The organism is Metallococcus carri (genome assembly GCF_011440275.1).
GTDB classification, from domain to species: Bacteria; Actinomycetota; Actinomycetes; order Actinomycetales; family Dermatophilaceae; genus Metallococcus; species Metallococcus carri.
The window spans coordinates 118,984-143,593 of sequence record NZ_JAAOIV010000006.1; the positions used below are offsets into that span (position 1 = coordinate 118,984).

Annotated in this window: 25 protein-coding genes and 2 riboswitches; of the genes, 6 read left to right on the forward strand and 19 right to left on the reverse strand. The window is 70.2% G+C overall.

Annotation, left to right across the window (positions count from 1 at the left end; translation table 11 throughout):
* Positions 1 to 329 (forward strand): hypothetical protein (locus tag G9U51_RS17075; protein ID WP_207948179.1); only part of this gene is annotated, 329 nt, incomplete at its 5' end.
* Here the strand turns inward: G9U51_RS17075 and G9U51_RS09695 are convergent.
* The 5 genes from G9U51_RS09695 to G9U51_RS09715 form a co-directional block, all read right to left on the reverse strand.
* Positions 317 to 1,879, reverse strand: coding sequence for an RNA polymerase sigma factor (locus G9U51_RS09695; RefSeq protein ID WP_166196431.1), 1,563 nt, complete (start codon positions 1,877 to 1,879; stop codon positions 317 to 319). The two genes, G9U51_RS17075 and G9U51_RS09695, sit on opposite strands and share 13 nt — an antisense overlap.
* A gap of 233 nt (positions 1,880 to 2,112) precedes the next feature.
* Positions 2,113 to 2,466, reverse strand: a complete 354-nt coding sequence (locus G9U51_RS09700; protein WP_166196432.1) for a universal stress protein — start codon at positions 2,464 to 2,466, stop codon at positions 2,113 to 2,115.
* A 41-nt stretch (positions 2,467 to 2,507) separates the two neighbouring features.
* Positions 2,508 to 3,638, reverse strand: a complete 1,131-nt coding sequence (metX, locus tag G9U51_RS09705) for a homoserine O-acetyltransferase MetX (RefSeq protein ID WP_166196433.1) — start codon at positions 3,636 to 3,638, stop codon at positions 2,508 to 2,510.
* 40 nt (positions 3,639 to 3,678) lie between these two features.
* A riboswitch (SAM riboswitch) is annotated at positions 3,679 to 3,793 on the reverse strand.
* Between the two features lie 32 nt (positions 3,794 to 3,825).
* Positions 3,826 to 4,830, reverse strand: a complete 1,005-nt coding sequence (locus G9U51_RS09710) for a DUF4192 domain-containing protein (protein WP_166196434.1) — start codon at positions 4,828 to 4,830, stop codon at positions 3,826 to 3,828.
* A gap of 95 nt (positions 4,831 to 4,925) precedes the next feature.
* Complete coding sequence (locus tag G9U51_RS09715; protein WP_166196436.1) at positions 4,926 to 5,618, reverse strand: EcsC family protein; 693 nt, start codon at positions 5,616 to 5,618, stop codon at positions 4,926 to 4,928.
* A gap of 52 nt (positions 5,619 to 5,670) precedes the next feature.
* On the opposite strand from G9U51_RS09715, the gene G9U51_RS09720 reads away from it, so the two are divergent.
* The 3 genes from G9U51_RS09720 to G9U51_RS09730 all read left to right on the forward strand — a co-directional run bounded on the left by G9U51_RS09720 (position 5,671) and on the right by G9U51_RS09730 (position 8,859).
* The gene (locus G9U51_RS09720; protein WP_166196438.1) at positions 5,671 to 6,075 is read left to right on the forward strand and encodes a SufE family protein; all 405 of its coding nucleotides are present in this window, start codon (positions 5,671 to 5,673) and stop codon (positions 6,073 to 6,075) included.
* 58 nt (positions 6,076 to 6,133) lie between these two features.
* Positions 6,134 to 7,177, forward strand: coding sequence for a hypothetical protein (locus G9U51_RS17080; protein ID WP_207948180.1), 1,044 nt, complete (start codon positions 6,134 to 6,136; stop codon positions 7,175 to 7,177).
* 89 nt (positions 7,178 to 7,266) lie between these two features.
* Positions 7,267 to 8,859 (forward strand): DNA polymerase, encoded by a 1,593-nt coding sequence (locus tag G9U51_RS09730; protein ID WP_166196440.1) that lies wholly within the window; start codon positions 7,267 to 7,269, stop codon positions 8,857 to 8,859.
* On the opposite strand, the gene G9U51_RS09735 is transcribed toward G9U51_RS09730, so the two are convergent.
* The 5 genes from G9U51_RS09735 to G9U51_RS09755 all read right to left on the reverse strand — a co-directional run bounded on the left by G9U51_RS09735 (position 8,856) and on the right by G9U51_RS09755 (position 15,806).
* Positions 8,856 to 9,767 carry a PAC2 family protein gene (locus tag G9U51_RS09735; RefSeq protein ID WP_166196442.1) on the reverse strand — a complete coding sequence of 304 codons (912 nt, stop codon included), beginning with the start codon at positions 9,765 to 9,767 and terminating at the stop codon, positions 8,856 to 8,858. The two genes, G9U51_RS09730 and G9U51_RS09735, sit on opposite strands and share 4 nt — an antisense overlap.
* A 76-nt stretch (positions 9,768 to 9,843) precedes the next feature.
* Positions 9,844 to 10,272 carry an HIT family protein gene (locus G9U51_RS09740; protein ID WP_166196444.1) on the reverse strand — a complete coding sequence of 143 codons (429 nt, stop codon included), beginning with the start codon at positions 10,270 to 10,272 and terminating at the stop codon, positions 9,844 to 9,846.
* Between the two features lie 10 nt (positions 10,273 to 10,282).
* Positions 10,283 to 14,137: an ATP-dependent RNA helicase HrpA gene (gene hrpA / locus G9U51_RS09745; protein ID WP_166196446.1), complete on the reverse strand. Its 3,855-nt coding sequence runs from the start codon at positions 14,135 to 14,137 to the stop codon at positions 10,283 to 10,285.
* A 91-nt stretch (positions 14,138 to 14,228) separates the two neighbouring features.
* Positions 14,229 to 14,726, reverse strand: a complete 498-nt coding sequence (locus G9U51_RS09750) for a hypothetical protein (protein WP_166196448.1) — start codon at positions 14,724 to 14,726, stop codon at positions 14,229 to 14,231.
* Positions 14,727 to 14,834: 108 nt separating this feature from the next.
* Positions 14,835 to 15,806 (reverse strand): DUF4185 domain-containing protein, encoded by a 972-nt coding sequence (locus tag G9U51_RS09755; RefSeq protein ID WP_166196450.1) that lies wholly within the window; start codon positions 15,804 to 15,806, stop codon positions 14,835 to 14,837.
* Here G9U51_RS09755 and G9U51_RS09760 point away from each other — a divergent pair.
* Positions 15,805 to 16,035 carry a hypothetical protein gene (locus G9U51_RS09760; protein ID WP_166196452.1) on the forward strand — a complete coding sequence of 77 codons (231 nt, stop codon included), beginning with the start codon at positions 15,805 to 15,807 and terminating at the stop codon, positions 16,033 to 16,035. The genes G9U51_RS09755 and G9U51_RS09760 overlap by 2 nt on opposite strands.
* 6 nt (positions 16,036 to 16,041) lie before the next feature.
* Here the strand turns inward: G9U51_RS09760 and G9U51_RS09765 are convergent, their stop codons facing one another.
* From G9U51_RS09765 to G9U51_RS09785, 5 genes are all read right to left on the reverse strand, one after another.
* Positions 16,042 to 16,878, reverse strand: coding sequence for a serine protein kinase RIO (locus G9U51_RS09765; protein WP_166196454.1), 837 nt, complete (start codon positions 16,876 to 16,878; stop codon positions 16,042 to 16,044).
* Positions 16,879 to 17,025: 147 nt separating this feature from the next.
* Complete coding sequence (locus tag G9U51_RS09770) at positions 17,026 to 18,345, reverse strand: bifunctional o-acetylhomoserine/o-acetylserine sulfhydrylase (protein ID WP_166196456.1); 1,320 nt, start codon at positions 18,343 to 18,345, stop codon at positions 17,026 to 17,028.
* Positions 18,346 to 18,392: 47 nt separating this feature from the next.
* A riboswitch (SAM riboswitch) is annotated at positions 18,393 to 18,509 on the reverse strand.
* A 78-nt stretch (positions 18,510 to 18,587) separates the two neighbouring features.
* A complete protein-coding gene (locus G9U51_RS09775; RefSeq protein ID WP_235945869.1) occupies positions 18,588 to 19,847 on the reverse strand; it encodes a DUF445 domain-containing protein in 1,260 nt (419 codons plus the stop codon).
* 20 nt (positions 19,848 to 19,867) lie between these two features.
* A complete protein-coding gene (locus tag G9U51_RS09780; RefSeq protein WP_166196458.1) occupies positions 19,868 to 20,500 on the reverse strand; it encodes a hypothetical protein in 633 nt (210 codons plus the stop codon).
* A gap of 98 nt (positions 20,501 to 20,598) precedes the next feature.
* Positions 20,599 to 21,075 (reverse strand): hypothetical protein, encoded by a 477-nt coding sequence (locus tag G9U51_RS09785; RefSeq protein WP_166196460.1) that lies wholly within the window; start codon positions 21,073 to 21,075, stop codon positions 20,599 to 20,601.
* On the opposite strand from G9U51_RS09785, the gene G9U51_RS09790 reads away from it, so the two are divergent.
* Entirely contained in the window at positions 21,062 to 21,373 is a 312-nt protein-coding gene (locus G9U51_RS09790) for a hypothetical protein (protein ID WP_166196462.1), read from the forward strand. The two genes, G9U51_RS09785 and G9U51_RS09790, sit on opposite strands and share 14 nt — an antisense overlap.
* 75 nt (positions 21,374 to 21,448) lie before the next feature.
* Here G9U51_RS09790 and serA read toward each other — a convergent pair whose 3' ends face one another.
* From serA to G9U51_RS09810, 4 genes are all read right to left on the reverse strand, one after another.
* Positions 21,449 to 22,642: a phosphoglycerate dehydrogenase gene (gene serA, locus G9U51_RS09795; RefSeq protein WP_328823409.1), complete on the reverse strand. Its 1,194-nt coding sequence runs from the start codon at positions 22,640 to 22,642 to the stop codon at positions 21,449 to 21,451.
* 71 nt (positions 22,643 to 22,713) lie between these two features.
* On the reverse strand, positions 22,714 to 23,025 hold the full coding sequence (locus tag G9U51_RS09800; protein ID WP_166196466.1) for a DUF3349 domain-containing protein: 312 nt from the start codon (positions 23,023 to 23,025) through the stop codon (positions 22,714 to 22,716).
* Positions 23,025 to 23,345, reverse strand: coding sequence for a hypothetical protein (locus G9U51_RS09805; RefSeq protein WP_166196468.1), 321 nt, complete (start codon positions 23,343 to 23,345; stop codon positions 23,025 to 23,027). Before G9U51_RS09805 ends, G9U51_RS09800 begins: the two co-directional genes overlap by 1 nt.
* 11 nt (positions 23,346 to 23,356) lie before the next feature.
* Positions 23,357 to 24,568: an inorganic phosphate transporter gene (locus tag G9U51_RS09810; RefSeq protein ID WP_166196470.1), complete on the reverse strand. Its 1,212-nt coding sequence runs from the start codon at positions 24,566 to 24,568 to the stop codon at positions 23,357 to 23,359.
* Positions 24,569 to 24,610: the final 42 nt, after the last annotated feature.

Genomic DNA, 24,610 nt, shown 5'->3' on the forward strand with positions numbered 1-24,610 from the left:
CATACGGCCCCCGCCTGCCGCCTCACCGCGCGCGGCCGCCGAGCACTACCGGCGGGCGGCGCTGCTGGGCGGGTCCACCTCGGAGGCGCTGCGCCGGGCGACCGCGACCGTCGAGCGGGTGCGTTACGCCCCGCCCGGGGCGGCATACCGACGCCGACATCGCCGAGGACGGCGCGCGCGTGCTGCGCGGGGTGCAACAGCACGCATCGCTCACGACCAAGCTGCGCGCGCGGGTGCTGCCGACCGTGGGCCGCTCCTATCTGCAGGAGGTATGGCGGCGCCTCACCTTCCGCGCTCCCTCACGGGACCGACGGGATCAGTCCAGGTAGTCGCGCAGCACCTGGCTGCGGCTCGGGTGACGCAGCTTGCTCATGGTCTTGGACTCGATCTGGCGGATCCGCTCGCGGGTGACGCCGTAGACCTTGCCGATCTCATCCAGGGTCTTGGGCTGACCGTCGGTGAGGCCGAAGCGCATCGAGACCACACCGGCCTCGCGCTCGGACAGGGTGTCGAGGACGGAGTGCAGCTGCTCCTGCAGCAGGGTGAAGCTCACCGCGTCGGCCGGCACGACCGCCTCGGAGTCCTCGATCAGGTCGCCGAACTCGCTGTCGCCGTCCTCACCGAGCGGGGTGTGCAGCGAGATCGGCTCGCGGCCGTACTTTTGCACCTCGACGACCTTCTCCGGGGTCATGTCGAGTTCCTTGGCCAGCTCCTCCGGGGTGGGTTCGCGGCCGAGGTCCTGCAGCATCTGCCGCTGCACGCGGGCGAGCTTGTTGATGACCTCGACCATGTGCACCGGGATGCGGATGGTGCGGGCCTGGTCGGCCATCGCGCGGGTGATCGCCTGCCGGATCCACCAGGTCGCGTAGGTCGAGAACTTGTAACCCTTGGTGTAGTCGAACTTCTCGACCGCACGGATCAGACCCAGGTTGCCCTCCTGGATCAGGTCCAGGAAGAGCATGCCGCGGCCGGTGTAGCGCTTGGCCAGCGAGACGACCAGCCGCAGGTTGGCCTCGAGCAGGTGGTTCTTGGCCTTCTTGCCGTCCTGGGCGATCCACCACAGCTCGCGCTTGAAGGTCATGTCGATCTTCTCGCCCGAGTTGAGCTTCTCCTCGGCGAACAGGCCGGCCTCGATGCGCTTGGCGAGCTCGACCTCCTGCTCGGCGTTGAGCAGGGCGACCTTGCCGATCTGCTTGAGGTAGTCCTTGACCGGGTCCGCGGTCGCGCCGGCGGTGACGACCTGCTGGGCCGGGGCGTCGGCCTCGTCGTCATTGCTCAGGGTGAAGCCGGCGTTCTCCTCGCCCTCCTCACCGGCCTTGGCGGTGGGCTCCTCGGTCTCGGCGGCGAGCTCCTCCAGCGACAGGTCCACGACCTCTTCGCCGTCGACGGGCGCGGCGTCGGCGTCGGTGGTGGTCTTCTTCGCCGAGGTCTTCTTGGCCGCGGTCTTCTTGGTGGCGGTCTTCTTGGCCGGCTCGGCGGCTGCAGCCGCGGCGGCCTTGGTGGTTGCCTTCTTCGCGGTCTTCTTCGCGGCGGGCTTCTCGGCGTCCTTGACCGTGTCCTTGGCCGCGGTCTTGGCGGCCGACTTCGCCGTGGTCTTCGCAGCCTTGGCGGGGGCCTTCTTGGCCGGCGCCTTCTTGGTGGTGGCCGCGACCGCACGCTGGGCGGTGGCCGGGTCCAGGGTGACCGCGATGCCCTGCTTGTCGAGGGTGCGCAGCACGACCTTCATCCGCGCCGAGCTGATCTGAGCCGACTCCAACGCGACCTTCAACTCGGCACTGTCGACCGACCCGTTGACCAGCCCGGACGCCAGCAGCTCCTGCAGTGCGGGGTGGGTGAACTCTTCGGGGAGATCGGCCGGGCTCTGGGGCGCAGAGGTCACGAGTTGCCTTCCGTGCGACGAGAGACCGTCGTCGCACGCAAGCGAGCGCGACGACTCGACCGCTGCGGGCGGCCGGAGGTCTCGGGTGGGGGTGGAGCGAGGGCGCAACGGTCGGTGTTCGGTTCTCGCCGGGGGGCTCGGAGCCGGGCGTCCGCTGCGTTCTGTCTTCCATTATAAAACGAGATGCCCGGACGCACCGAGCGTGTCCCCGAGATGAGGCCGTATGCCGCCCGTCACTCGGCGGTGACGGTCAGCACCGGACAGCGCGCGTCGAGCAGGATGCGCTGCGCGCTGCCGCCCAGAATGAGCTTGCCGACGGCGGTGCGCTTGCGCAGCCCGATGACGATGAGTTCGGCACCGGCCTCGTCGGCCCGGGCGAACAGGCCGTCGACCACATCGCCGTCGTCCGGCAGCGAGACCACGTCGGTGCCGGGGTGCTGCGCGGCGAACCGGTCGGCCCCTTCACGCGCCTCGGCGGTGAACGGGACGACGGTCAGGCCGATCCCGTGCGCGGACGCCTCGATGGCGCCGCGCTCCAGTGCGGCGTCTCCTTCGGCGTTTCCGGCATACCCGACAACGATCGACATACTGCCCTCCTGCGCGGCCGTCGGCGACCGCAGGACCGAAGCTACCCGACCCGGGCGATCCTGCGGTCGGCTAGTGGCCGACAGGCTGCGTCGGCGACGATCGCTTCGATCTGATCGGTCTCGACCAGGAAGCCGTCGTGGCCGCACCGCGAATGGATCAGCCGCAGCTCCCCGGCGGGGTGCGCCCGCACGATCTCGCGGGACAAGGCGGCCGGGAAGAGCCGGTCGCTGTCGACACCGGCGACGACCAGTCGGCCGGTGAACGGCGCGAGCGCCTCGGCGAGTGACCCGCGGCCGCGGGTGACGTCGTGCGTCGCCATCGCCCGGGTGAGGGTGAGATAGGACCCCGCGTCGAAGCGCGCGGTGAGCTTGGCCGCCTGGTGGTCCAGATAGCTCTGCACCGCGAACCGGCCACCTGCCAGCGGGTCCTCCCCCTGCTGCGGCTCGGCACCGAAGCGGTCGGCCAGCTCGTCCGCGCTGCGGTAGGTCTGGTGCGCGATCCGCCGGGCGAGGCCGAGCCCGGCGGTGGGCGCGACGCCGCGGGCGAGATAGTCGCCGCCGTGATAGGCCGGGTCGGACTCGATCGCCAGACATTGCGCGTGGCCCCACGCGATCTGGTCGGCGGTGGCGTGCGCTGCCGAGGCGATCACGAGGGCGGTGCGGGTGCGTTCGGGGTGGGTGGCGGCCCACTCGATCACCCGCATGCCGCCCATCGACCCACCGAGCACCAGGTGCCACGAGCGGATGCCGAGCAGGTCGGCGAGACGACGCTCGGCCGCGACCTGATCGCGGATGGTGATCTGCGGGAAGCCGCCGCCCCAGGGCCGGCCGTCGGCACGGGGTGAGGCCGGCCCGGTGGTGCCGCGGCAGCCGCCGAGCACATTCGGTGCGACCACGAACAGGTCACGGGTGTCGAGCGGTCGGCCCGGCCCGATGATGCCCGGCCACCAGCCAGGGGTCGGCTGGCCGGGTCCGATCGGGCCGACGACATGGGCGTCACCGGTGAGGGCGTGCTCGACCAGCACGGCATTGGAGCCGTCGGGAGCCAGCGTCCCCCAGGTCTGGAAGGCCATCGTGACCTCGGGCAGCGTCACGCCGGATTCGAGTGGCAGGTCGCCGAGATCGGCGGCCCGCAGGGCGGGGTTGTCGAATGGATCGTCGGCGGCAGCCATGACATCTCTCCCGGTCGTTCCGGGGGCCCGTCGGCCACGAACCCCGCGCTTGCCGACGCGAGGTGCGCGCCGGCCTTGTCCTCACCCGGGGCACCCCACCGCGGTAGGAGGGTTGCCGGCCAGCGAGCCGGGGCTTGACGCTGGCGCTCTTGACCGGGTCGAGACTAGCAACCGGGCGCAGCAGCGCCTACGCGGACGGCCGGCGCTCTCGCGGACTGGGACGCATGCCGCCCTGGATGGCGGTGAGCACCAGGAGCGCCAGGGAGTGGTCCGGGTCGGCCTCAAGCGCCTTCTCGATCGCGATGGAGGCGACGGCGCCTCCTTGGGTGAGCCAGGCGTAGGTCCCGAGCAGCGCCCACGCCCCGGCCCGTTCCGGCCCTTGCGTGCGCCGGGCCCATTCGGCGAGCCGGTGGCGCAGCGCGTGGTCGTGCTCGCCCTGCTCGCAGCCGTGCGGGCAGTCGGCTTCCTCCCAGTCGTCGCCGTCGTCGTCGTCATCTTCGTCGTCGAGCGGGTCGGCGCCCCAGGCCGGGACCAGCAGCCGCAAGATGATGTCGCGCCGCCCGCCATCCCCGAGCAGGACGGCCAGCCGGCGCACCCGTTCGGCGCCGAGCGAGCTGATCGGTGGGCCATGCGGGTCGATGAGGTCGAGCAGCAATGCCCAGTCCTCCTCGGGCCAGGTGGTGTCCCCCGGATCGACCACTTCGGCGGCCACCGGCGCGAGGCGCTCGTAGATCGCCCGGCGGGAACCGTCGAGGTGCACCCCGCGCGCGATCTGCTCGGTGACCATCGCGACCTGGTGGGCCTGGGGCAAGGGTCGTGGCGTCACCGGGCAGGTGCCGCAGGTGCAGCGGCGGGCCCACCACTGCCCGTCGCGCACCTCGAGCAGGTGATCCAGCGCGACACCGGCCCGGCGATAGGAGGCGGCGATCAGGTCCATCGCCCGCCGGGACAGGTCCGGAGCGTTCCACCGGGTCAGCACCACGACATCGGCGTGCGGCGCGCCCGGCGCCCCTATGTCTTTGGCCCACTCGGTCTCGTGGTGGGGATGCGGCGGGTCCAGTCGCAGGTTGAACGCGACCGCGCCATCGCGCAAACCGGTGACAATCAGGCTGTTGTCCGGCACGAACTCGAAGGCCCACGGCAGATAGGTGAGCAGCTGCCCGAAGCCGCGTACAGAGGAAGTCGTCGTCATACGACCCAAGCCAACGCGGGTCGGACGGCGAGCGACAGGGCGACCGGGCCCGGCTGTGGATAACCGGAACTAGGCTCCGCGCGCCCCTGTGCAGATCAGCGGGGCTGGTTGAGCACCTGGGTCGCCGGCGGGAACTGGGTCTTGGCGTTGTCGGCGATCTTGCGCAGCAGGTAGACATCCAGCCCGGCACCGATGAAGCCACCGGCGAGGGGGATCGCCTTGCCCAGCCGGGTGGCGAACTTCTCACCGAGCTGGCCGATGAGGCGGAACCCGACGGCCTTGTTGACCACCATCAGCACCGGAGCCGGCAGCTGCTGGGTGGCCATGCTGGCCAGCCGGCCGGTGGCCACGACGCCGGCCTTGCGCAGCACGTCGTCAGCGTCGGCGCCGACGAGGGTGAGCAGGACGGCGCTGCGCAGCTTGGGGTCACGCAGGTCGTAACCGCGGATCGCGGCCACCGCGGCGACCATCCGGGTGGCGGCGACATAGAAGCCCGCGACATTCGCCGGGAGGGCGACGACCATGGTGACGAACCCGCCGAGGCCGGTGAGGAAGCCGTTGGCGGCCACCATCTTGCGGTGATCGCCGATGACCTCCTCGATCGCCTTGTCGGCATTGCCGTTGTGCTTGGCCAAGGCGTCGCGCGCGACCTTCTCGGCCGGGTCGAAGCCGGCCTTGCCGCCGATGCCGACGTCGACGAGCTTTTGGGCCAGCGACATCGCCGAATTGCCGAGGGGACCGTTGTCGAGTTTGACGGGCGTCTGCGCGTCGCGCTTCTTACCGAACATGGGCCACATCCTGCCTGATCGACGACGCCCGCGGCGGCTTAGGGTGCAAGGCGTGACCACGGCCGGCTGGCAGGAGCTCGTCGCGCAGTTCGATGGGCTGGACGAACGCGCGCGCCTCCAGGTGCTGCTCGAGTTCGGGGAGGACTTGGCGCCGGTGTCGCCGGAGCCGGACTGGCGGCGGGTGACCGGTTGTCAGGTGCCGGTCTTCCTGCGCACCCGAGCGCTCGATGGCCGGGTCGAGTTGCGCATCTCGGTGTCCCCCTCGGCCCCCGTTGTGCGGGGGTATGCCGGTCTGTTGCAGGCCGGCGTCGACGGCGCCGTCCTCGGTCCCCCGGCATACCCGCCGCGGGATCTGCCCGAACGACTCGGACTGCCGCGGGCGGTCTCGCCCCTGCGCCTGCGCGGTCTGTACGCGCTGACCGAAGCGGTCACCGACGAACTGCGGCGACTGCGCTGATCCGGCGCGCGGGCGCGGACCCGGCGGCCAGTGCCGTGCATGAGTTAGATTTTGGCGCATGTCAAACACTTCCGCCGGCCCGAAGAAGGCCCTGCTCGCCCTCCCGGCGGCGGTGGCGCTCATCGGCCTGGTCCTCGTCCTCGTCGCCCTGCTGTCCAGCTCTGCGGTGAAGCTGGCCGGGTTCACCGACCGCCAGACCATCCAGGCGAACGCGTCCGGCTTCTCGGTCTACAGCGCCGACCAGGGGGCTCGCACCACCGCGAACTGCCAGGCCGCGGCCGGTGGCAACAACGTCAGCCTCAACCAGCCGGCCTCCGACTTCTCGGTGTCCGCTGGGGGCTCGAAGTACTGGGAGATCGCCCGCACCCCCGACTCGCTCAGCGCCGGTGACTACCAGGTCACCTGCCAGGGAGCCAACGGCACGCTGTATGCCGGCCCGCGCGCCGACAAGATCGGCGGCGGCTGGAAGACCCCGGTGCTCATCCTCGGCCTGCTGATGCTGCTCGCCGGCATCATCGGCGCGGTGCTGATGTTCCTGCGCGGCAAGAAGGCCACGCCGCAGACCTCCGGTGGTTACCCCAACCAGTACGGCGGCGGTTACAACAACAACCAGTACGGCGGCGGTTACTCCGACGGCTACGGCACCCCGGGCTCGTATGGCGTGTCGACCGGCTCGGGCAGCAACACCCCGGCCTACGGCCAGGGCGGCTACGGCCAGCCGGCTCAGGGTCAGCCAGGCTACGGCCAGCAGCCCGGTCAGCAGGGTTATGGCCAGCCCCAGCAGGGTGGCTACGGCCAGCAGTCTGGTCAGCCTGGTCAGCCGGGTTACGGACAGCAGCCCGGCCAGGGTTACGGCCAGCCGCAGCAGGGTGGTTACGGCCAACAGGGTTATGGCCAGCCCCAGCAGGGTGGCTACGGCCAGCAGTCGGGCCAGGGTTACGGCCAGCCGCAGCAGGGTGGTTACGGCCAGCAGCCCGGCCAGGGTGACTCCGATGTCTCCGACGCGGCGACCCAGGCGGTGTCGGCCGACGACGTGCGCGACGCGGGCCGCAACAACTCCTCCGGTGGCTGGGAGCCGCCGAGCGAGGGCCGGCAGTCCTGACGCCCGACCCGCACTCCCACCGAGCCCCGCAGCGCCCAGCGTTGCGGGGCTCGGTGTGTGCGCTGGCGGTGGCGGGCGATCACGCGGCCGTGATCACGCCGCACACCGAGCAGGTGGTCGCGGTCAGCGAGTGGGCGAGCTTCGTGCGGGCCACGGACCCGGCGTGGCGCTGGACCTGGTGGTCTGCGCCGGCCGTCGCGCCCGCGCTGACCAGCCGGCCGGTCGCGCGCTGCTTCGACATCGCGGCGGTCCACCGCCTGCTGGCGGGCGGCGCCGCCGACGAACCCGCGCGGGCGTGGGCCTACGTGCGGGACCTGCCCGCGGACGGCATACCGGCCGATCGGCAGAGTGCGGACGACCTGTTCGCGGTGCAGACCGAGCCGGCCCTGGTGCGCAGCGACGGCCACCTCGACCCGCGCGCGGGCGGGCCGGGCTGGTCCCCCGATCCTTCGCAACTGCTGGAGTGGGCGCGGCTGGCGGCCGCGACCGCGACCGCGCAGGCCGACCGGCTGGCGGCACGCGAGCACGGCCTGGAGACGGCGGCCAGCGAATCGGCCGCCGCGCAACTGTGCCTGGAGTTGGAGCGGGACGGGCTGCCGGTCGACCGGGTGGCGCTGGAGCAGCTCCTCGGGGAGCTCATCGGGCCGCGGCCGCGCGACGAACAGGATGCGGCCGCCAACCGGCGCGCTCGCGACGCGATCGTCTGGCGGCACGCGCCGGCCGGCCGGCCGGTCGACCTGCGCAATCCGGCGGTCGTGCGCGATCTGCTGCGTTCGGCCGGCATCGTCGTGGACGACACGCGCGCCTGGCAGCTGGAGCCCTATCGCGCGGTCTCACCGCTCGTCGACGCGCTGCTCACCTGGCGCAAGGCGGAGCGGATCGCGACGACCTACGGCTGGAGCTGGGTCGAGCGCTGCCTCGGGAGTGACGACCGGTTGCGCGGGCCATGGCACCCCAGCGACGGTGGCGCGGGACGGATGACGGCTGGCGCGGGATTGCACAGCCTGCCTGCTCCACTGCGGCCGGCGATTGCCGCTCCCCCGGGCCGGGTGCTCGTGCGTGCCGACCTCGGCCAGGTGGAGCCGCGAGTGCTCGCGGTGGTGAGCGGCGATCCCGCCTTCGCACAAGCGACCCGCGCGGACGATCTGTATGCCGTGGTCGCGCGTCAGTTGGCGATCGAGCGGCCGGTCGCCAAGATCGCGGTGCTGGCGGCGATGTACGGCCAGACGAGCGGTTCGGCCGGCCAGGCCCTCGCCCGGCTCGAGCGCGCCTATCCGGTCGCGATGGACTATTTGCGCACCGCTGCCCGCCAGGGTGAATCGGGCGAGCCCGTCGAGACGTATGGCGGCCGGCTGGTCCCGGTGACCGGCGGCGGTGACCTCGCGACGACCCGCGCCCGCGGACGCTTCACCCGCAATGCGGTGGTGCAGGGCGCGGCCGCCGAACTGTTCAAGGCGTGGGCGCTCACCGTGCGGCACGAGATTGCACCGCTGGGGGGCCGGATCGTGATGTGCCTGCACGACGAACTGCTCGTCGAGGTGCCGCAGGAGCACGCGACGGCCGCCGCCGAGGCGGTGGACCGCGCGTTGGCGGACGCCAGCCGGCGGTGGAGTCACGGCGCGCCGGTGCGTTTCGTCAGCGACACCCAGGTGGTGCGCCGCTGGTCGGAGGCGAAGGGTTAGGCCTCGTCGTCGGCGTCGCGCAGGAACTGCTCGAACTCCGCACCGATCTCGTCGGCGCTCGGCAACTCGGCCAGCTCGGTGGCGAGCAGGCTCTCGCGGCGCCGGCCCTCGGCGAAGGCGTCATACTGCCGCTCGAGACCGCGCACGACCTCACCGACCTCTTCGCTCTCCCCGATCTGGGCATCGATCGCCATCCGGGTCTGCTCGGCCAGCGCGGCGAGTTCGCCGATGGACAGCTTCAGCCCGGTGCTCACCCGGATCGCCTCGAGGGCGGCCACCGCGCCGTCGGCGAAGTCGGCCTGCACCAGGTAGTGCGGCACGTGCACGCCGAAGCCGATCACGTCATAGCCCGCTTCGCCGAGGCGGTAGTGCAGCAGCGTCTCCAGGCTGGAGGGCACCTGCACCAAGCCGAAGACGGGGGCGTTGCCGGGGATCAGGTCGGGGTCGTTGGCGTAGCGCGTCATCCCGACCGGCCGGGTGTGCGGCACCGCCATCGGTATGCCGTGCGCGCTCACCACCCGCTCCACGCCGAGCACTCGCACGAGGTGGCGGACCGCCTCGATGACGCGCTCCCACTGGTAGTCCGGCTCGGGGCCGGTGAGCAGCAGGAATGGCGTGCCCTCGTCATCGACCAGCCGGTAGAGCAGCAGGCTCGGATCGGCATACGCGCTGAAGTGGTCGGAGTCGAAGGTCATGACCGGGCGACGGCCGCGGTAGTCGATCAGTTGGTCGACATCGAAGGACGCCACGACGGTGTGCTCGCAGGACGCGAGCAGGTGCGACACCAGCAGCCGCTGTGCGTTGCCGGCGTCGATGAAGCCGCCGAGCGCCACCATCAACGTGGGAGCGCCGAGAGCGGCGGGCGGGGTGTCCTGCTCGAAGCGGAACAGCTCCAGCGGATCGCGCACGGGATCTCTCCTCAGTCGTTCTCAAAACGTGTCTGCGGGGTGCAACGGCCCCGGCCCCGAGGGCATTCCCGGCGGATCAGTCCTGCGGGACCTGTGCTCCGGCGCCGTCGGTGCGCAGCTGGTCACGCAGCTTGGCGGCATTGGCGGCGAGGATCTGCTGGTCCTGCCCCCGGGTGACGTTGTGCACCTCGAAGTCGTCGAGCGAGTTCGCCGGCCAGGTGTGCAGGTGCAGGTGGGGCACCTCGAAGCCCTCGGCGAGCAGGCCGACGCGCTGGGAGCCCCATGCCGCCCGCTGCGCCCGCCCGATCGTGCGAGCCACCTGCACCAGATGGTTCAGCAGGTCGGGGTCGGCGTCGACCCACTGGTCGATCTCCTGCCGCGGCACGACGACGGTGTGCCCGTCGGTGATCGGGTCGATGACCAGGAAGGCGACGCAGCGGTCGTCCTTCCAGACGAAGTGCGCGGGGATCTCCCCGTCGATGATCTTGGTGAAGAGGGTCGCCATAAACCTCAGGCTAGCGAGCGGCCCGCGCCTCGGTCTCGTCCTCCACCGCATCCATCGCCTGGTAGATCCGCTTGGGTGACACCGGCCCGGCAGTGCCGAGCTTCTGCGCGAACAGGCTGACCTTGAGTTCCTCGATCATCCAGCGCAGGGCGACGACATCAGGGTCGGTATGCCGGGTGGGCGCAGTTTTCGCGAGCAGCGCCTGCCGCTCGGCCTCCACGGTGTCGACCTCGGCCTGCCGCTGGGCGTCGCGCGCGAGGTTCTCCGGCGCCTTGGTGAGGCGCTCGGTGCCGGCCCGCACGTAGCGGTCCAGGGCGACCAGCCGCTCGGCGCCGGTCTCGCTGACGAAGCCGGGGTGCACCAGTGCGTCCTTGCCCTTTTGCACCTCCGCTCGCAGCGCCGCGACCGACGGGGCGGTCATGGCGTCGAGCCGCAGCTGCAACTCGCGCGCGTGCTCCAGCACCGGCCCGACCCGGTCGACGATCTCGATCACCCGCGGCACCACCTGCTGACGCACGAGGCGCAAGGCCTGGTCGAAGTCGGCCTCGGTGCGCACGCTGCCGCCGGGCAGCCCGTCGGCCACGATCGCGTCGATCGCGGCGGCGAGGATGTCGTCATACAGCGCCTGCTGGCTGGCGTAGGGGTGACTCGACAGCGCGAGTTTGCGCCGGGTGTCGAGCAGACCGAGGATCTGCTTCCACGGCACGGTGGTGTTGAGCAGCAACAGTTTTCGCAGCCCGGCGCGGGTCGCGTGGTCGCGCTCGGAGGCGGTCGGCAGCACCTTGAGGTCGACCGTGTCCCCGCTGTCGACGAGCGCCGGGAAGCCCTTCACCCGGTTGCCCTCGAAGGTCTCCGGCAGCGTGCCGAAACTCCAGGCACGCAGGCCGCTGCGCTCGAGGGAACCTGCCGCCTTGGACACGGTGCGCTGCACGTCACCGGCCAGATCCCGTTGCAGCACAGCGAGATCCTTGCCTTCGGCGAGTGTGCGACCACGGGCGCCCTCGACCCGGAAGGTCATCCGCAAGTGGTCGGGCACCCGGCTCCAGTCCCACTCCCCCGGATCGACGCCGGTGCCGGTGCGCTGCCGCAGCACCTCGCCGAGCACCTCGGTGATCGGCCGACTCGGGTCCGTGCCCATCACGACCAGGGCGGCGCGAGCGTGGTCAGGTGCCGGCACGAAGCTGCGCCGCGTCGCCTTGGGCAACGACCGGATCAGGGCAGTGACCAGTTCCTCGCGCAGTCCCGGCACCAGCCAGTCAAAACCGTTGTCCTGCAAGCGATTCAGCTGATCGACTGGCACATGCACGGTGACACCGTCGGCGTCAGCGCCGGGGTCGAACTGATAGGTCAGCGGCAGGGACAGGTCACCCTGGTGCCAGGTTTTCGGATAGTCCGCGACGTCGACGGCGGCGGCATCGTCGGAGAGCAGCAGGTCCTCGGTGAAGGTGAGCAGCCGCGGGTGCGCCTTGGAGTGCTTCTTCCACCAGCTGTCGAAGTGCGCGCCGGAGACGATATCGGCGGGCAGCCGCTCGTCGTAGAACTCGTAGAGCACGTCGTCACCGACGACAAGGTCGCGGCGCCGGGCGCGTGCCTCGAGTTCGGACAGGCGCTGCACGAGCTTGCGGTTGTCGTGGAAGAACCGGTGGTGGGTGTCCCAGTCGCCCTCCACCAGCGCGTGCCGGATGAACAGCTCGCGGGCGTATTCGGGGTCGACCGCGGCGAAGTTGGCCTGCCGCCCGGCCACCAGCGGTATGCCGTAGAGCGTCACCCGCTCGGCCGCCATCGCCGCAGCGCGCTTGCGACTCCAGTGCGGGTCGCTGTAGCTGCGCTTAACCAGGTGCTGCGCGGCCGCCTCCACCCAGGCCGGGTCGATCCGCGCGTTGTCGCGCGCCCACAGGCGGCTGGTCTCGACCATCTCGGCCGCCATCACCCAGTCCGGCTGAGAGCGGAACAGCGCCGACCCCGGCTGGATGGCGAACCGTGCGTTGCGGGCCCCGAGATAGTCGCGGGTGTCCCGATCGCGCAGCCCCACCTGCGACAACAGGCCGGTCAGGATCGCCTGGTGGATCGTGTCGGGGGCGGCGGGGTTGTCCGAGGGCCGCAACCCCAGATCACGGCATACCTGACGCAGTTGGGCATGCAACTCCTGCCACTCGCGCACCCGCAGATAGTGCAGATATTCGTCGCGGCACATCCGGCGAAAAGCGCTGCCAGACAAGGCTTTCTGCTGCTCCCGCAGATAATCCCAGAGGGCGAGGTAACCGAGGAAGTCGCTGTCCTCGCGTTTGAAGCGCGCGTGCAACTGGTCGGCCTGGGCACGCTTGTCGACCGGCCGCTCCCGCGGGTCCTGGATCGACAGGGCGGCCACGATGACCAGCACCTCGCGCAGGGCGCCGGTCTCGGCGGCAGCGACCAGCATCCGCGCCATTCGCGGGTCGACCGGCAGCGCGGCGATCGAGCGACCGGTGCGGGTGAGCCGGCGGCGCCGATCGGTGGCACCGGAGTCGATGGCGTCGAGTTCGTGCAGCAGTCGCAGCCCGTCGGTGATCTGCCGCCGGTCCGGTGCGTCGACGAAGGGGAACCGGGTGATGTCGCCCAGGCCGAGCGAGGTCATCGCGAGGATCACCGACGCCAGGCCGGTGCGCTGGATCTCGGGATCGGTGAACTCCGGGCGGGCCTCAAAGTCCTCCTGCGAGTAGAGCCGGATGCAGACACCTTCGGCGACGCGGCCGCACCGGCCGGTGCGCTGCAGGGCGCTGGCCTGCGAGATCGGTTCGATCGGCAGCCGCTGCACCTTGGTGCGCTGGCTGTACCGGGAGATCCGCGCGGTGCCGGTGTCGACGACATACCGGATGCCGGGGACTGTGAGCGAGGTCTCGGCGACATTAGTGGCGATGACGATGCGGCGCCCCTGGTGCGGGGTGAAGACGCGGTGCTGCTCGGCCGCGGACAGCCGCGCGTAAAGCGGCACGATCTCGGTGTCAGGCAGCTTCAGCCCGGCCAGCGCGTCGGCTGCGTCGCGGATCTCGCGCTCGCCGGAGCAGAAGACGAGCACGTCGTGCGGGCCGCCGGTGTCCGGCTCGGTGGCGAGCTCTTCGATGGCGTCGACGATGCCGGTCACCTGGTCGACGTCGACCGTGGTCGGGGTGCCGTCGGCGCCCTTGCCGGGGATCTCGCGCACGAGCGGTCGGTAGCGCACCTCGACCGGGTAGGTGCGTCCCGAGACCTCGATGATCGGCGCTGGAACCCCTTGTGTCGCAAAGTGTTCGGCGAATTTCTCGGGGTCGATGGTCGCCGAGGTGATGATGACCTTGAGGTCGGGGCGGCGCGGGAGCAGTTGCTTGAGGTAGCCGAGGATGAAGTCGATATTGAGTGACCGCTCGTGCGCCTCGTCGACGATGATCGTGTCGAACTGCCGCAGGTCGCGATCGGCCTGCATCGCCGACAGCAGGATGCCGTCGGTCATCACCTTGATCAGGGTGTCGCGGGTGGAGTGGTCGCTGAACCGCACCTGGTAACCGACCGTAGCCCCGAGCTCCACGTCCAGCTCTTCGGCGAGGCGCTCGGCGACCGCGCGGGCCGCGATCCGGCGCGGCTGGGTGTGGGCGATCATGCCGCCGAGCCCGCGACCGATCTCCAGGCACATCTTGGGCAGCTGGGTGGTCTTGCCCGAGCCGGTCTCACCGGCGACCACGACCACCTGGTGCTCGCGCAAGGCGGCGACGATCTCGTCCTTGGCCTCGACGACCGGCAGCTGCTGCGGGTAGTTCAACGCCGGGACGAGGGCCCTGCGTTTGTCCTCATCGAAGGACCACCGGGGCGTATGCCGCTTCGGCCGGCGCCGGCGGGTGGGAGTGGAAGGCATGACGGGGATCCATTCTCCCAGACCCGTGGTCGGTGGCGCGCGGGCGTTTGCTGCCGCGACGTCGGAGTGCGGCTGCACGCCGAGTCGGACCTCAGATGCGGTGCGCGGGGGTGAAGTACTTCGCGCAGTTGTCCTTGCCGACTCCCTTGATCTCCCGGCAGACCTTCATCTCCATCCGGACCTTGGTCGCGACGCGTCGCTGGTACCAGGTGAAGTGCTTGGGGATGTTGATGCTCGCAACTCCGCGCACCTCCCGGTTGACACCTTTGCGGTTGTTGTAGCGCTCCGAATAGCCCACCGTCGGGTAACCCACCGAGTGCCACTCACCCCAGTCGCCGTCGTAGTACTGCGGCACGAACCGCACGTAGACGTCATGACCGTCCTTGCGCGTGTCCCGCAACACGTAGGACATCGTGTAGGTCGACCCTGAGCGGGTCCAGGTGCCGATGGCGTAGGCGCCCGTGGTGCGCCCGCTCCAGCCGGTGGCGGCTGCGGCGTGCGGCATGGTGGTGAGCGCGACGATCGGCACGATCGCACCGGCGATGAGGCTGCCGCGGATGGCGTATTTCTTCGTGGTGGAGCGTTTCATGATGAGCCCTCCCTGGCTCGTCCGGGGGATGGCCGGGCGTCTTGAAGCCCGACGCAAAGACTCGGACGTGATCGCGGCGCGAGGGGATCCGTCGGATCGACAGGTCCTTCAGGGGCGGGGCACCTCGAGGAAGAACGGCCGGCCGCGCCGGGGGTCGGCGAACAGATCCGAAAGCTTGGCCGGGTTGCGCGACACGGACACGAGCAAGTTCCCTGAGCTCAGGACGATCTCGGGGTGCGCCAGCGGCTGGTAGACCACGTCGCCACCAGCCGCAGCCGGCACCGCGGCTCGGGACGCCAGGGTCCACGGGCCGGTGGGAGCGGGAGCCCGCCATACCGCCACGGAGCGCGCGAGGTCACCGCCCTGGGTGGAGACCGCGACAACTCCCCCACCCCACGGGATCACGCTGAAGGCTTGGGAGACACCGAAACTCGAGGGCAGCACGGCACGCGCCGCGGACGGGTCGTCGGTCCACCCGGAGCCGTCGAAATAGCGCCATGCGGCCCGGTCGGTGGCGCTCGCCGGTGGCACCCGGGCCAGATACGCAGCACGCGTGCCGGCCGACCCCTGCAGCGCGGTGCCGTAGATGTACAGCTCACCGTCGCGCACGATCATCGCCGCGCCCCAGTTGACCTGGCCGGGGTTCTCGTCGTCCGGTGTCACTTTCGCAACCCCGGTCACCTGCGGAGCACCGCCGCGGGGCACCTTCAGCGTCGCCAAGCTCAGACCCAGATAGGTGAAGGCCAGCAGGCCGCCGGGCTGCCGCTTCACCCGCGAACAGGCGACGAGCAGCCGGTCCTCCCCAGGCGCCGGCACGCTCGCCATCGACGTGGGCCAGCAGGCTGTCCGCGCCGCGGGGTCGGGCACCAAGGCACCATGGCTGCGCGGCACCGCGGGCTGGGCGCACAGACCGGTGGTGACGAAGGCCGAGTTCGACACGATGCGCGGACTGCGCGAAGCGGCGCGCAGGGTGTCGCCGAAGACCCACAGCACCCGCCCGTCCAGCAGCGACGCGGTCAGACCCACATCGGCCGACTGCCAGTCCGGCAGGCCGTTCAGCCGGCCCATCCAGGCGTTCATGTCGTTCACCGTCGTCGGTGTGCCCCCCGCCGCCGGGCACTTCGCGCCGCTGCTCGTGCGCAGCGTCGTCGGCGGTTCCGACCTTGTGGCGGCCCGCGACGAGGGCAAGGGCGACTCGGCATACGTCGGGGGCGCGACATCGCGGCCACCGCAGCCGGCGGTCACCGCGAAGGCGACCACCGCCACCAGGGCTTGCGGGATCGCGGCGCGGCGCACGCGGCAACCCTAACGAGGCTCACCACAGCGCACCCAGCAGTTCGGCGAAGAGCAGGTCACCGTCGACGTCCAGGCCCTTGCTCGCAAACCAGGTGCACACGTTGACGCAATCGCGGTGCAGGAAGTCCGGTCCGTTGACATTGGCGATCAGGTCGACCGCTTGCGGAACGTCGATGATCACCAGCCGGTCCCCGCTCGTCAGCAGGTTGTATGCCGACAGGTCCCCGTGCGCGATTCCCTTGCCGGCCAAGGTGATCAGCGCATCGCGCAGCTGGTCATACCACCCCTGCAGTTGCGCCCGGGTGCCCCGCGAGGCGGCCAGGCGCGGTGCGGGATAACCGTCCTCGTCGGTAATCAGCTCCAGGCACAGCTCGGTGCCGTCGATCTGCACTGGATAGGGCACGGGTAGCCCCTCGCGCCACCAGTCGACAAGGACACCCCATTCGGCCTGGGCCCAGACGCCCGAGGCGACCTCCCGGCCGAACCGGCTGCCCTTGGCCACCGCGCGGCGCTCCCGGGAGTCCTTGATATGCCGGCCCTCGGTGTAGCTGTCGTTGCGCCGGAAGGTGCGGTGCTCGGCGGTGCGATAGCGCTTGGCCACCATCCGGGTCGAGCGGGTGGGATCGGAGGCGGCGGTGCGTTCGATGAGGAAGACATCGGCTTCCTTGCCGGTCTTGAGGACACCGAGTTCGGTGTCGATGGACTCGTCGTCGGTGATGACGAAGTCCGGTCGCGGCTCGGGTCCACGTTGTAGGCGTTCGAGCGAGGACCAGCTCGACCAGCGTTGGCCGGGTGCGAGCTCGTCGTCGATCGGGCGGAAGTCGAAGGGGTCAGGTGATGCGGCCTCGAAGGGCATGGGCGGTGCTCCAGCTGATGGAAGGGAAGGACCGGTTGCGGTCCAGGACCGTCGTCGACATGTCACTGCTCCTTCCATCGGTGCACCGCGAACGCAGTGCTGGGCGCCCACCACGATGGCGGACGCCCAGCACCAGCGGCAACCGATTTACTTCGCGGCGCGGAAGCCCTGCTCGAGGTCGGCGAGGATGTCGTCGATGTGCTCGGTGCCCACCGACAGCCGCACCAACCCGGGCGTCACGCCGGCCGCGAGCCGCGCGGCATCCGAGCCCTGGGAGTGGGTGGTCGAGGCGGGGTGGATCACCAGCGAGCGCACATCGCCGATATTGGCGACATGCGAGTGCAGGGTGAGGCCCTCGACGAACCGCCGCCCGGCGTCGGCACCACCGGTGATCTCGAAGGAGATCACCGAGCCGGCGCCCTTCGGCGCGTACTTCTGCGCGAGCGGGTAGTAGCGGCTGTCGGGCAGCGAGGCCCAGAAGATCTCCTCGACCTGCTCCTGCCCCTGCAGGAAGTCGGCGACCGTACGGGCGTTGTCCAGGTGCTTGTCGATGCGCAGGCTGAGCGTCTCCAGCCCTTGTGCGATCAGGAAAGCATTGAAGGGCGCGATCGCCGAGCCGAGGTCGCGCAGCAGCTGCACCCGCGCCTTGAGGATGAACGCGAGGTTGGCACCGAGGGGGCTGCCGACGCCGAGATCCTTGGCGTAGACCAGCCCGTGGTAGCTCTCCTCCGGCGTGTTGAAACCGGGGAACCGCTGCGGGTCCTGCGCGTAGTCGAACCGGCCGGCGTCGACGATCACGCCGGCGATCGCGGTGCCGTGGCCGCCGAGATATTTGGTCGCCGAGTGCACGACCACGTCGGCCCCGTGTTCGAACGGCCGCGTGACGTATGGCGTGGCCACCGTGTTGTCCACGATGAGCGGCACGCCCACCTCGTGCGCGACATCCGCGACGGCCTGGATGTCCAGCACCTCGGAGCTGGGGTTGGAGATCGTCTCGCCGAAGAAGGCGGCGGTGTTGGGCCGGGCGGCGGCACGCCACTGCTCGGGGTCGCTGGCATCCTCCACGAAGGTGACCTCGATGCCGAACTTCGGCAGCGTGTACTTCAGCAGGTTGGCGGTGCCGCCGTAGAGCGCGGGGCTGGTCACCACGTGACTGCCGGCCTCAGCGACGTTGAGGATGGCGAGGGTCTCGGCGGCCTGCCCGGAGCTGACGAGCAGCGCGCCGACGCCGCCCTCGAGGGAGGCGATGCGCTGCTCCACGACGTCGGTCGTGGGGTTCATCAACCGGGTGTAGATATTGCCGAATTCCTTGAGCCCGAACAGGTTTGCCGCCTGTTCGGTCGACTCGAAGACGTAGGACGTGGTCTGGTGGATCGGCAACGCCCGGGCGCCGGTGCCGTCGATCGGCTGGCCGGCGTGGATCTGCCGGGTCTCGAAGGACCAGTTGGGTGCGGTGGTGTCGGTCATCGCTGGTCGCCCTCCCGAGGCGACAATGCGGGCCTTCGCCTCGAAGGATCCCGCGCTTGCGCACCGGCGATCCGCGCCGGCGGCCCGGTCATCACCCGGGGCACCCCACCGCGGTGGAGGGTTGCCGGCCAGCAAGCCGGGGCTACGCGCTGGCACTCGTGACCTGATCCGACGATAGAACACCGATCTCGCCCGCCGGGCGGGGTGTCTCTGCATCCGGACACCACGAGGGGCGCCGCGGTTCAGAGCAGTTGGGCGAGGGTGTAGATGAGCAGGCCCACCAGCCCGCCGACGACGGTGCCGTTGATGCGGATGAACTGCAGGTCGCGCCCGACGTGCAATTCGATCCGTTGCGAGGCCTCCCGGCCGTCCCAGCGGTCGATCGTCTGTGAGATGACCGTCGACAACTCCCGGCCGTAGGTCGTGACCATATAGACCACCGCGTCGGCGAGGCGCCGGTCGAGGGAAGCGCGGAAGGACGCATCGGTAACGATGCGACCGCCCAGGTCGCCCAGCGCACGCGCCATACGGGCTCGCAGTTCGCCGTCCTCGTCCCCGAGGGCTTCGACAAGCGCGCGCCGCACCGATCCCCACAGGGACACGAGCGACCCCGCAACGGATGGGTGCTCGAGCACGGTGAGCTTGAGCGCTTCGGCCTTCGCCTGGGTGTCGGGGTCGGTCTGCAGACGGCCGGCGAGTTCGCGCAGGAACTCGTCCAGGGCCTCGCGCACCCGGTGGTCGGGGTTGTCGCGCACATCCGCCAGCCAGGTGACCATCTCGGCGTGGACGCGGCGAATCACGATGTCGTCCAACGACTTTGGCGACCACCACGGTGCTCTGGTCGCGAGGATCTGGGAGACGGTCTCCTCGTTGGCGATCACCCAGTCGTGCAGCTGGGTGACACCGAGGTCGACCAGTCCGCGGTGCGATCCGTCGCGCACCACTCCCTCGAGCAGCGAACCGGCGAGCGGTGCGATGGGTTCACGGCCGAGGCGCGGCAGCAGGATGCGATCGAGCAGCTCGGCGACCTCGGAGTCCTTGACCGAGGACACGCCGCGGGCGAGCGCCGGCGAGGCCTCCGCGACGGCGCGGCGGGCATTGGCCGGCTCCTGCAGCCAGCGGCCCACCCGCAGCATCACCTCGGCCGACTGCAACCGGGTGCGCACGTTGTCGGCGGTGAGGAAGTTGTCGGTGACGAAATCCTCGAGGCTGCGCGCGATGGTCTGCTTGCGCTCGGGGATGATCGCGGTGTGCGGGATCGGCAGCCCGAGCGGGCGGCGGAAGAGCGCGGTCACGGCGAACCAGTCGGCGACCGCACCGACCATCGCCGCCTCGGAGGCGGCATTGACATAACCCCACACTCCCCCGCGACCGTGGGTCAGCACGAAGATCACGGCGGCCAGCAGCAGCAGCGACAGGGCGACCGCGCGCATCCGGCGGAGCCCGGCGCGGCGGCTCTCATCGGCGGCCGACAGGATCGGCCCGGAGGAGACCTCGGACATGGGGCCTTAGCGTAGGCGGCTCAGCCGCGCCAGCCGAGGTCGGCGTCGGCGCCGGGAATCGCGTTGGAGCTGTAGAGCAGTGTCCACTTGGTGTAGTCGCCGCCCCCGCGCACGACATAGACGAGCTTGCCGCCGGTGGACGCCTGGCCGGCGGACAGGTTGGCGGACACCAGCAGGTCGTTGGACGGCACCGCGCCGGAAGTGGAGTCGCGGCTGCAGGCATTGCCCTGGGGGTCGCGCAACGCGAAATCGGTGAAACCCACCCGCGGCTTGATCGAGGAGCCGGTGTCCTTGAGCGTCACCGAGACCTCGAAGACGAGCGCGACATCGTCCGTGGCGTAGGTCGAGGAGTCCGGCCGCTTGACGACCGTCGGACCGGAGGTCTTCACCTCCACCAGCGGCTGGTCGGCGACCAGACCGAAGCCGGACTTGTAGTTGGTCTGCTGCGCCGTGCCGTATGCCGCGATCTTGGTCGCGCCGCCGGACCGGGTCGCCAGTCCGAGGATGTCGGCCCGGCAGCTTCCGGCGGCGGCAGCGGTGCTCGAGCCGGAGGACGGTGCGGCCGTGGGCGGAGTCGTGGTGGGCGCGGCCGCAGTGGTGCCGGAGCCACTGGTGGATGTGCCGGTGGGTCTCGCGGTGGCGGTTGATGGCACCACCGTCAGGGGCGCGTCGCTCGCGCAGCCCGCCACTGACGCGCCGACGGCGCTCGCCGCACCTGCAGCGAGCGCCCGTCGACGCCATCCGGTCAAGGTCAGCCGCTCCAGCCCACCTGCGCGGTCGCGCCGGTGTCGGAGTTGGAGCTGAACATCAGGGTGTACTTGCTGTAGTCCTGACCCTTGGGCACCACGAACGCGATCTGCCCCTTGATCTCGTCACCGCTCATGCGGCCCTCCGGGAGCTTGTCCTGCACCTTGATCACCGGGCTGGAGCTGTCGCGCTGGCAGACATTCTGCTGGCCGTCCATCAGGGTGAAGTTCAGGTAGCTCATGTAGCCATACCCGCTCGCGTCCTTGAGCTTGGCGGTGATCTCGAAGACCAGCGCCTGCTGACCACTCTCGTACAGATAGGAGTCACCGGCCGGCGCCTTGGCCTGCGGCTTGCCGGACGAGATCGACATCGGGGTCTTGTCGCTGCCGATCGAACTGATGTATTCGGTGTCGAACTTGGTGCCGAAGGGCTTGATCTGGGTGGAGCTGCCCTTCTTGGAGAAGTAGTTGGTCGACGACACCGTGCACACCGCGCCGGAGTTGCCGCCGTCGCTCGCGGAGCTGGTGTCACTGCTGGCCGAGCTGGAGTCACTGCTCGTGGAGCTGGAGTCGCTGCTCGAACTGCTCGAGTCGCTCGAGCTGCTGGAATCGCTGGTGCTGGACGAGTCGCCCGCCCCCTGCGTGGTGCCACTCGTGGAGCTCGGTGCGACGGCCTTCGGCGCCTCCTGCTGGCAGGCCGTGGTGCCGACGGCGATCATGGCAACGGATGCGGCCACGGCCACCGAGCGACTGATGCGGTTCATGGTTTCCTCCCACTGAAACCAGCGCGCCCTCACGCGCTGTGCGTTTTCCGGGCATGAGACTACGCGGTCAGCCGACTGGTTCCCGGCACCTCTATTCGACGACGCGCAACCGGATCGTCTCCGGCAGCGCCCGCAACTCCTCGATGGCGGCGGCGGGGACATCGCGCACGTCGCTCACGACATACCCGATGTCGGCCTTGGTGGCGAGCAGCTGACCCTCGATGTTGACGCCGTGGTTGGCCAGGATGCTGTTGACCTTGGCCAGCACGCCGGGCGTGTTGGTGTGCAGGTGCAGGATCCGGCGGTCGCCCGGGTGGCCGTCGAGGGTGAGCGCGGGCAGGTTGACGGTGAGGGTGGTGGTGCCGCGCTCGACGAAATCGCGCAGCTTGGTCGCCACGAACCGGCCGATATCCTCCTGCGCCTCCTCGGTCGAGCCGCCGATGTGCGGGGTGAGCACGACATTGGGGATGCGCTGCAGCGGCGAGACGAATTCGTCCCCGCGCTTCTTGGGCTCGGAGGGGAAGACGTCGACGGCGGCGCCGGCGATATGCCCGGACTCGAGGTTGTCCCGCAGCGCGTCGTAGTCGACGACGAAACCGCGCGAGAGGTTGAGGAAGAGCGAGCGGTGGCGCATCCGCTCGAATTGTGCGGCGCCGAAGAAGCCGGCGTTGCCGGGGCGGCCGTCGACATGCAAGGTGATGACCTCGGCGGTCTCCAGCAGCTCCTCGAGGCTGTCGCAGCGCTTGGCGTTGCCGAGCGCGAGTTTGTCCTCGACGTCGTAGAAGTAGACCTGCAGCCCGAGCATCTCGGCGACCACCGACAGCTGGCTGCCGATATTTCCGTAGCCGACGATGCCGAGCTTGCGGCCGCGGATCTCGTGACTGCCCTTGGCGTTCTTGTCCCACACCCCGCTGTGCAGGGCGCCGTCCTTCTCGGTGAGGCGGCGCGCCATCACGATGATCTCGGCGATGGCGAGTTCGACGACGCTGCGGGTGTTGGAGAACGGCGCGTTGAACACCACGACACCGCGCTCGGCGGCCTCGGCGAGGGCCACCTGGTTGGTGCCGATGCAGAAGCAACCGATGGCCTCGAGGTCGGTGGCCGCCGTCAGCACCCGCGGGGTCACCTCGGTCTTGGACCGTATGCCGAGCAGGTGCACGCCTTCCAGCGCGGCGATCAGCTCGTCCTCGTCGAGCGCGCCGGGGCGGGTCTCGACCTCGAAGCCGGCGTCGCGCAGCAGCGATTCGGCGAGGGGGTGGACGCTTTCGAGCAGCAGTGCCTTCACGCGTTCTATCGTCTCAGTGCCACCTGGGAGCGCGCGGAGGCGGTCCGTCATACGGGCTGGCAAAGGTGCGCTCAGGGCGGGTCGAGCGGACGGTCCTCGAACGGCCAGCCGCCCCGCTCCAGGTGCGCGCGCACCCTGGCGATATCGGCTTCGGTCGGCAATTCGTCGATCACCTTGGTGATGTGGACCACGGCATCGATCCGGCTCACCGGCTCGCCCTCAGGCGTGCGCTCGGCGAGCCGTGCGGCGATCTGGGCGGCCTCGTCCTCGCTGACCTGACGACGCAGCAGCGCGAACAGCGGCACGTAGTCGCGCTCCGGGACGCCTTCGGGATAACCGGCCCGGATCCAGTCCAGGATCCGGGCGAGGCGGCTGGCAGCCATCACCCCAGCCCCGGGAACACGGTCCAACCGGTGTAGTGGGCGATCGTCTTCTTCATCACCAGCAGCAGGCCGCACACCACGGCGGCGACGATCAGCACGAAGGCCAGCGCGGCGCCGGCCAGGGCCAGCGGGTTGGCCTTGGTGACGGTGCCGTCCTTGGCCACCCCGCCGGTGCCGGCATCCCACAGGCGCAGGCCGACGGCATACAGCGCGGGCAGACCGGCACCGAAGACCAGGCCGACGAGCAGCACCTTGATCGCGGACTGCCCGATGCCCGGCCAGTCGATGCTGCCTGCGCTTTTGACGACGAGTGACTTCATGACGACCTCCCTCAGGCGACCGGTTCGGACACCCGGTCGGCCGGGGTCGGCGAGTGGGTCTGCTCATCCCACGCGTGGTTGACGTTGGTGTGATCGACCTTCTGGGCCCGGCTACGCAGATACATCCAGGAGGCGAGCGCCACGAGGATCGCGAAGATGGTGAGGGCCCCGGGCAGCCCGCCGATGAGGTGGGCCACGGCGTAACAGGCGGCGCCCACGACGCCGGCGGCGGGCAGCGTGGTCAGCCAGGCGAGCACCATCCGGCCGGCGACACCCCAGCGCACGGTGGCGCCGGGCTTGCCGACGCCGGAGCCGAGGATCGAGCCGGTCGCCACGTGGGTGGTCGACAGGGCCATCCCGAGGTGGGAGGAGGTGAGGATGATCGCGGCCGAGGACGCTTCGGCGGCCATGCCCTGCGGCGACTCGATCTCGACCAGGCCCTTGCCGAGCGTGCGGATGATGCGCCACCCGCCGAGATAGGTGCCGAGTGCGATCGCGAGCGCGCAGGTGAGGATGATCCACACCGGCAGGCCGTCGTTCTTGACGCTGTCGGCGGTGAGCGAGCCGTGCGCGATCAGCGCCAGCGCGATCACGCCCATCGTCTTTTGCGCATCGCCGGTGCCGTGCGCGAGGGAGACCAGCGACGCGGTGCCGACCTGACCCCAGCGGAAGCCCTGCTCGCGACGGCGAGGCCGCACGCGCTTGCTCACGGCATACACCACGAAGGTGCCGATCGCCGCGATCAGCCCGGCGATGAACGGCGACAGGACCGCGGGCACGAGGACCTTGCCGACGATGCCGTTCCAGTTGACGCCGCCGGTGCCGAGCGCGGCGAGGCCGGCGCCGATCAGGCCGCCGAAGAGGGCGTGCGAGGAGCTGCTCGGCAGGCCGAGCAGCCAGGTGAACAGGTTCCACAGGATGCCGCCGATGAGGCCGGCGAAGATGATCGTCATCGCGTCCGCACCGGTCAGCCCGGCGGTGAGCGCACCGGTGGCGGACTGGATCTTCAGCACGTCCTTGGTGATGGTCGCGGCGACCTCGACCGACAAGAACGCACCGACCAGGTTGAGGATCGCCGACACCAGCACGGCGACCTTGGGCTTGAGTGCGCCGGTGGCGATGGAGGTGGCCATCGCGTTGCCGGTGTCGTGGAAGCCGTTGGTGAAATCGAAGCCGAGGGCGGTGATCACGACGAGCGTGAGGATCACCAGATCAGCGCTCATGGATGTCAGTGTGGGGCCGCCGGGCCGCCCGGCGCCAACCCG

What these genes read in the sequence shown, in the direction of transcription:
- G9U51_RS09740 (WP_166196444.1), bottom strand. Translation starts at nt 10,272, where the DNA reads ATGGCGACCCTCTTCACCAAGATCATCGACGGGGAGATCCCCGCGCAC.
- G9U51_RS09700 (WP_166196432.1), bottom strand. Translation starts at nt 2,466, where the DNA reads ATGTCGATCGTTGTCGGGTATGCCGGAAACGCCGAAGGAGACGCCGCA.
- G9U51_RS09710 (WP_166196434.1), bottom strand. Translation starts at nt 4,830, where the DNA reads ATGACGACGACTTCCTCTGTACGCGGCTTCGGGCAGCTGCTCACCTAT.
- metX (WP_166196433.1), bottom strand. Translation starts at nt 3,638, where the DNA reads ATGGCTGCCGCCGACGATCCATTCGACAACCCCGCCCTGCGGGCCGCC.
- G9U51_RS09775 (WP_235945869.1), bottom strand. Translation starts at nt 19,847, where the DNA reads ATGTCCGAGGTCTCCTCCGGGCCGATCCTGTCGGCCGCCGATGAGAGC.
- G9U51_RS09800 (WP_166196466.1), bottom strand. Translation starts at nt 23,025, where the DNA reads ATGGCTGCCAGCCGCCTCGCCCGGATCCTGGACTGGATCCGGGCCGGT.
- G9U51_RS09715 (WP_166196436.1), bottom strand. Translation starts at nt 5,618, where the DNA reads ATGTTCGGTAAGAAGCGCGACGCGCAGACGCCCGTCAAACTCGACAAC.
- G9U51_RS09755 (WP_166196450.1), bottom strand. Translation starts at nt 15,806, where the DNA reads ATGAACGCCTGGATGGGCCGGCTGAACGGCCTGCCGGACTGGCAGTCG.
- G9U51_RS09805 (WP_166196468.1), bottom strand. Translation starts at nt 23,345, where the DNA reads ATGAAGTCACTCGTCGTCAAAAGCGCAGGCAGCATCGACTGGCCGGGC.
- G9U51_RS09750 (WP_166196448.1), bottom strand. Translation starts at nt 14,726, where the DNA reads ATGAAACGCTCCACCACGAAGAAATACGCCATCCGCGGCAGCCTCATC.
- G9U51_RS17080 (WP_207948180.1), top strand. Translation starts at nt 6,134, where the DNA reads ATGTCAAACACTTCCGCCGGCCCGAAGAAGGCCCTGCTCGCCCTCCCG.
- G9U51_RS09765 (WP_166196454.1), bottom strand. Translation starts at nt 16,878, where the DNA reads ATGCCCTTCGAGGCCGCATCACCTGACCCCTTCGACTTCCGCCCGATC.
- hrpA (WP_166196446.1), bottom strand. Translation starts at nt 14,137, where the DNA reads ATGCCTTCCACTCCCACCCGCCGGCGCCGGCCGAAGCGGCATACGCCC.
- G9U51_RS09760 (WP_166196452.1), top strand. Translation starts at nt 15,805, where the DNA reads ATGTCGTTCACCGTCGTCGGTGTGCCCCCCGCCGCCGGGCACTTCGCG.
- G9U51_RS09770 (WP_166196456.1), bottom strand. Translation starts at nt 18,345, where the DNA reads ATGACCGACACCACCGCACCCAACTGGTCCTTCGAGACCCGGCAGATC.
- G9U51_RS09810 (WP_166196470.1), bottom strand. Translation starts at nt 24,568, where the DNA reads ATGAGCGCTGATCTGGTGATCCTCACGCTCGTCGTGATCACCGCCCTC.